Source organism: Ruegeria sp. AL11, from assembly GCF_056540865.1.
The window spans coordinates 1-1,370 of the sequence record NZ_JBQFXO010000042.1 but is presented as its reverse complement, the minus strand read 5'-3'; the positions used below and the strand labels follow the sequence as shown (position 1 = coordinate 1,370).

Below are 1,370 nucleotides of genomic sequence, written 5' to 3'. Positions count from 1 at the left end.
AGGATGCGGGCGCGACCTCGGCCACGATCGGCTATAAAGGATATGAGCACGCCAGCTGCATCAGTGTGAACCATGTGGTTTGCCACGGTATTCCCAGTGACAAGAAGCTGAAGGATGGCGATATCCTGAACATCGATGTGACCGTCATCGTGGATGGCTGGTTCGGTGACACCTCGCGCATGTATGTGGCGGGCAAACTGCCGCGCAAGGCCGAGCGTCTGATCCAGGTAACCCATGACGCACTGTTCAAGGGCATCGAGATGGTCAAGCCGGGCAACACGTTCGGCGATATCGGCCATGCCATTCAGGCCTATGTCGAAGCGCACCGGATGAGTGTTGTTCGCGACTTTTGCGGGCACGGTCTGGGCCGCGTGTTCCACGCGCCGCCGAATGTGCTGCATTATGGCCGCCCCGGCACAGGCGCGGTTCTTGAGGAAGGCATGTTCTTTACCATCGAGCCGATGGTCAATCTGGGCCGTCCCGAAACCAAGACACTGGCCGATGACTGGACCGCCGTGACCCGCGACAAGTCGCTGTCGGCACAGTTCGAGCATTCGGTGGGCGTAACGGCGGATGGGGTCGATATCTTTACCCTGTCGCCAGGCGGCAAGTTTCACCCGACCTATTCGTCCTGATCGGCGGCCTGTTCGCGCAGGAGTTTCAGCAGCATCGTCTCAGCCCCCCAAGGGGTAACCGCATCGTGGATGAACACCGGCGCGCGCAGGGGCTTGGGGTCAGGTTTCGCCATGACCTCGGCGTCGCGGGAGACTGTCCAGACAAAGGGTGTCAGAGCATGATCCATGGCTGCACCCTAGCACAGTTGGGAGTCAGAGTCCCAACAGCGGGTGCGCCTGTGACATATCCGTGATCACCTCGGCCCCAAGATCGGCCAGCCTGTCACCACCGCCATGCGGCGCGTAGGCCAGACAGCGCATATTGGCCCGGATTGCAGCTGTAACACCATTGTGGCTGTCTTCGATAACCACGGGGGCCTGTGCGCCAAAATGTTCCGCCGCCAGTTGGAACATCTTTGGATCAGGCTTGCCGGTGCCAAGCACATGGGCCGAGAACATCACATCTTTGAACCGGTCCCAAAGCCCATTCTGGCCCAGCGTGATCTGCATCTTGTCCGGGCTGCCGTTTGAGGCCACGCAACAGGGGATGCCCCGCTGATCCAGCGCCGCAAGCAGGTCCTCGACACCCGGCACCAAAGGCACACCGGCGCGCAGGCGGTCGTAGGTTTCGGCATAGACCTGATCAATCCAGTCTTCGGGAAGATCAGCGCCCATCGCACGCGCCTTGTCGCGCACCCCGACCATGGTTCCGCCCACAAACAGGGACATGCATTCGGGCAAGGTCAGGTGCAGGCC

At 61.0% G+C, this 1,370-nt stretch carries 3 protein-coding genes; 1 reads left to right on the top strand and 2 read right to left on the bottom strand.

All coding sequences use genetic code 11. The features are described 5' to 3' along the window. The coding region (gene map, locus ACR0IP_RS23135) for a type I methionyl aminopeptidase (protein WP_480528154.1) at positions 1 to 635 on the top strand (635 nt) is incomplete at its 5' end. Here map and ACR0IP_RS23130 read toward each other — a convergent pair. After that, the gene (locus ACR0IP_RS23130) at positions 623 to 802 is read right to left on the bottom strand and encodes a hypothetical protein (protein ID WP_267364635.1); all 180 of its coding nucleotides are present in this window, start codon (positions 800 to 802) and stop codon (positions 623 to 625) included. The two genes, map and ACR0IP_RS23130, sit on opposite strands and share 13 nt — an antisense overlap. Positions 803 to 827: 25 nt before the next feature. After that, positions 828 to 1,370 (bottom strand): HAD family hydrolase (locus ACR0IP_RS23125; protein WP_480528153.1); only part of this gene is annotated, 543 nt, incomplete at its 5' end.

What these genes read in the sequence shown, in the direction of transcription:
- ACR0IP_RS23130 (WP_267364635.1), bottom strand. Translation starts at nt 802, where the DNA reads ATGGATCATGCTCTGACACCCTTTGTCTGGACAGTCTCCCGCGACGCC.